General features: G+C 42.4%; 5 protein-coding genes. 4 read left to right on the top strand and 1 reads right to left on the bottom strand.

Annotated elements, in window-relative coordinates; translation table 11 throughout:
* Window positions 1–41: 41 nt before the first annotated feature.
* Both AB4238_RS14365 and ompW read left to right on the top strand, forming a co-directional pair.
* A complete protein-coding gene (locus tag AB4238_RS14365) occupies window positions 42–590 on the top strand; it encodes a nucleotidyltransferase family protein (RefSeq protein ID WP_372034029.1) in 549 nt (182 codons plus the stop codon).
* 298 nt (window positions 591–888) lie between these two features.
* A complete protein-coding gene (gene ompW / locus AB4238_RS14370) occupies window positions 889–1,569 on the top strand; it encodes an outer membrane protein OmpW (protein ID WP_372034030.1) in 681 nt (226 codons plus the stop codon).
* A 76-nt stretch (window positions 1,570–1,645) separates the two neighbouring features.
* Here ompW and AB4238_RS14375 read toward each other — a convergent pair whose 3' ends face one another.
* Window positions 1,646–2,413, bottom strand: a complete 768-nt coding sequence (locus AB4238_RS14375; protein WP_372034031.1) for an SDR family NAD(P)-dependent oxidoreductase — start codon at window positions 2,411–2,413, stop codon at window positions 1,646–1,648.
* 216 nt (window positions 2,414–2,629) lie between these two features.
* Here AB4238_RS14375 and AB4238_RS14380 point away from each other — a divergent pair, with 216 nt between their 5' ends.
* Window positions 2,630–3,031, top strand: a complete 402-nt coding sequence (locus AB4238_RS14380) for a YbaY family lipoprotein (RefSeq protein ID WP_372034032.1) — start codon at window positions 2,630–2,632, stop codon at window positions 3,029–3,031.
* A 72-nt stretch (window positions 3,032–3,103) separates the two neighbouring features.
* Window positions 3,104–4,051 carry a homoserine O-succinyltransferase gene (metA, locus tag AB4238_RS14385; protein ID WP_372034033.1) on the top strand — a complete coding sequence of 316 codons (948 nt, stop codon included), beginning with the start codon at window positions 3,104–3,106 and terminating at the stop codon, window positions 4,049–4,051.
* The last annotated feature ends 140 nt before the right edge of the window (window positions 4,052–4,191 follow it).

A 4,191-nucleotide genomic window follows, 5' to 3' on the forward strand; every position in this document is an offset into this window, starting at 1 on the left:
AATGCAATTGGTATTAGCCGCCAATTGAGTTATTAGTCGTTATGATTGAGTCCCGCAAACAGATAATCCAATGGTTAGAAGAGGATACGTATCGCTTCCAAGCATTATTGATAGCTGAAAGTCTCAATCTCCCTCAATGGATGTTGGCTGCTGGGTTTGTGCGTAATCTGGTGTGGGATAAACTGCATGGGATTGAACCTCGCCCGTTAAACGATATCGACCTCATCTATTTCGAACCAAATAACCTAAGCCCTGAAATCGACAAGCACTATCAAAGTCAGCTCAACGCAATAGCCCCCGAGTATCCTTGGTCGGTAAAGAATCAAGCGAGAATGCATCTGAAAAACCAAGATCAGGCTTACCACTCTTGCGTTGACGCGATGGGATTTTGGCCTGAAAAGGAAACTGCCGTTGCGGCGAGCATAAATCGTGCAGCTCAGCCACAGATAGAACTATATTCCCCATTTGGTTGTGACAGGTTATTCAAACTCACAGTTTCACATAATCCTATTAAACCGAAGCAATTGTTTGAGCAAAGAATAGTGAGTAAGCAGTGGTTAACTCATTACTCAAAATTAATGGTCAAATAAACCGCAGTCATTTCTCATCTCGCTTCCTAAGCCAGTGTTGAATAAATGTAACTTAACAGCCTTGGTTGATTTGGTTGGTTTTTGATCTTGCGTGTCGTGTGTCACGAATTTAAAAGCTGCAGCTTCAATGTGTCTTATAAAAGCGTGATCGCGATCACTGGTAGTTATTACTAAATAGGTATTTGGTTTCGTTGTTGATCTGGATCAAAAAATGGTTGTGAATATTCTGGCAGGCTACGCGCAAATGTAAGGATATTGATAACAAAAACAGCAGCTCATGTTGTATTGATGGAGTAATATGATGAACAAAAATATCGTTTCTGGTTTGATCGCCACAGCCCTACTAACTACCGGTTTTGCCTCTTCAGCACTAGCTCACCAAGCTGGTGATATCATTGTACGTGCAGGTGTTGCTGTAGTAACTCCTAACGAATCTAGCCAAAATATTATAACGCCAGATCTAGGGGATTTAGGTCAATTTTCTGTAAGCAGCAATACTCAACTTGGGCTTAATTTTGGTTATATGCTGACGGACAATATTGGTATTGAATTATTAGCAGCATCTCCGTTCACACATGATATTTCTTTAGCGGGTGTTGGAAAAGTTGCTGAAACTAAGCATCTACCGCCAACTTTAGTTGCGCAATATTATTTTGGTACCGCAGATTCGAAGTTACGACCTTATATCGGACTAGGTGTTAATTTTACTAACTTTTATGATAATAAAATTACTAATGATGTCGGCGGACGACTGTCAGACCTGAGCTTATCTAACTCTTGGGGTGTTGCTGGCCAGATTGGTTTAGATTATCAGATCAACAATAACTGGCTTGTTAATGCTTCTGTTTGGTACGCAAAAATCAGTACTGATGCTAATTTCAACTACAAAGTACTCGAGTCAGATACAGTCGTTCCTGTGACAATTGAAACTGACATCGACCCATGGGTTTACATGGTGAGTGTGGGTTACACCTTTTAATCATATTGATTAACTTGGATTTCCCCCCAATACAAAGGAGCCTTATGGCTCCTTTTTATGCTCACACTGAACGAGATTAGTCTTTCTTAGCCGCTTTTTCAGCTTGCTTCTGTGCTTTAGTTTTCCAGTGACGGGTGTTGTACACAAACTCTGGTAGTAGTTTTGTTAGCCAAGCAACAAGACGCCAGCGCTTAGTCACATACACTTTACGCTTACCAGCTTTCATTGCTTTTATCACTTGTCTTGCAACTTCAGCAGGTGGAGAGAGCCAAATACGACTTTGCTGTAGGGCGGCTTTATCAAGCAGCCCAAGTTGAATATCGGTGATAGTGATAGGTAGCTTAAGGCGCTGTGCATGCATACTTAGGCCTTCAAAGTAGTTTTCCGCAAAGGCTTTAGATGCATGGTAAGCAACGTTAGGCCCGCCTCTTAAACCCGCAATCGAATTAATTGCCGCTAATTGACCATAACCTTGATCGCGAAATAGCCTGAAGGCAGTATTGCATATCGCTGAAAAGCCTTGCACATTAACCGTGATGATATCTTGCTCTGGTTGCCAAGGAAGTTCTGGGTCATAGCTGTTTAGTCCAGTATTAACCAGTACCAAATGAGCACCACCAAGAGAGTGCCACACTGCATTGAGTGTCGAAATTACCGCTTGCGGGTCATCGATTTGCAATGGAAATACTTCAGCCTTGGTCGGTAGTGATTGGCTAAACTCAGTAAGAGATTGTGGATCTTGGGCTAATAAGGCGAGCTCTACGCCGTCATCAGCAAGCTGTTTTGCTATTTCACGGCTGAGTAATGAACTCGCGCCGACAATTATTGCAGTTGCTTGTGTCATAAAGGTATTCGACTTCGAATCGGTGACTTATCATAGAAACTTAAGTGTATTAGAACAAGATTAATTGTTTGTTGCTGTGACAAGGGTGCTGAGTTCTCTACAGTGAAATGATGGAATGGTAGCCTATGACAGTGATATTCATCGTTAAGTCATACAAATTTCAAGTGTGGACATATAGACTTCTAGAAGTCTTGATGTATTATTAGGAGCGTTAACATGAAAAACTGCTTTAAACTTTTATTCTCTTTAGTTATTGCGGCGAGCTTATTGTCGGGTTGTGCGACCTCTAATGCCATGGTCGAGATCCAAGGAGAGGTTTGGTACAAAGAGCGTATTGCTCTGCCTCCTGAAGCGGTCATATCAATAAAAGTGCAGGACGTATCTTTGATGGATGCCCCAGCCGTTGTAATAGCAGAATTCGAACGCAGTGATGTCAGTACGCCAACACCGTTTCAGTTTTTGATCAACAGAGATCAATTTGAAGCCGGGCATACTTATACGATTGGGGCACGCATTAGCCTTAATGACAAACTCATGTTTATTAATGAACAAGCTTATAAAGTTGACTTAGACTCTTCAGAGCCAATGTCAGTTTTACTGCAGAAAGTGGCGCGGTAATAATCGACTCGATTACTACTTTTTATCGGCGCCTTTTCTGTTTGATTTTCCTAATTGAATAAGAGGCGCTGTATGCCCGTTAAAATCCCTGACAATTTGCCCGCTGCTGAGATCTTAGAATCCGAGAACATCTTCGTTATGTCTGAAACGCGTGCAGCGAATCAGGATATACGTCCGATGAAGGTATTGATCCTCAATTTGATGCCTAACAAAATTGAAACCGAAACACAGCTACTGCGCTTGCTGGGAAATACACCGCTACAAGTGGATGTTGATCTATTGCGTATTCACGATAAAGAGTCCAAACACACTTCAATTGATCACATGAATAATTTTTACCGTGATTTCGAGCAAGTGAGAAATAAAAACTATGATGGTCTTATCATTACCGGGGCACCGTTAGGTCAGATAGAGTTTGAAGATGTTTCTTATTGGGATCATATCAGAGAGATCATTGACTGGTCACAGCAACACGTTACCTCAGTGCTATTTCTATGCTGGGCTGCGCACGCAGCGCTTTATCACCTGTATGGTCTAAATCGTACACTTCTAAGCAGTAAACGCTCTGGAGTCTTCAGTCATCAGCGAACCCGCGAACATTTTCCTTTATTGCGTGGTTTTGATGATGAGTTTTATGCCCCTCATTCGCGTTTTGCCGAGATGAATGTCGAGCAGCTAAAAGCCCACCCTGAGCTGCAGGTTTTAACTGAGTCTGATGAAGCTGGCGCCTATATGGTACTGAGTCGAAGTAACCGTAACCTGTTCGTGATGGGGCACCCTGAGTATCAAAAGTCAACCTTAAAAGATGAGTACGAAAGAGATTTGTCGCAAGGGTTGTCACCTGAAGTGCCGCAAAATTATTTTACCGGCGATGATCCATCAAAGCAGCCTATTGCCCGTTGGCACAGCCATGGCAGTTTGCTAGTTAGCAACTGGCTTAATTACTACGTGTACCAGTTAACACCTTATAACCTTGATGATATGAACGGACGTACTCCGTGGGAGTCCGAAGTGCTGTAAGGTGCTAAGGTTAAGCTCAGAAAGCCGCAACCCTATTGGGTCGCGGCTTTTTTTTATTTTTATTTCTGAGCGAGCAATGTTGTTGGCTGAGGTTATGCCAATTGCATTAAGTATTTGACCTGTTCAGAGCCCCTCAGCCT

This window comes from Shewanella sp. 10N.286.45.A1 (assembly GCF_041470405.1).
GTDB lineage: Bacteria > Pseudomonadota > Gammaproteobacteria > Enterobacterales > Shewanellaceae > Shewanella.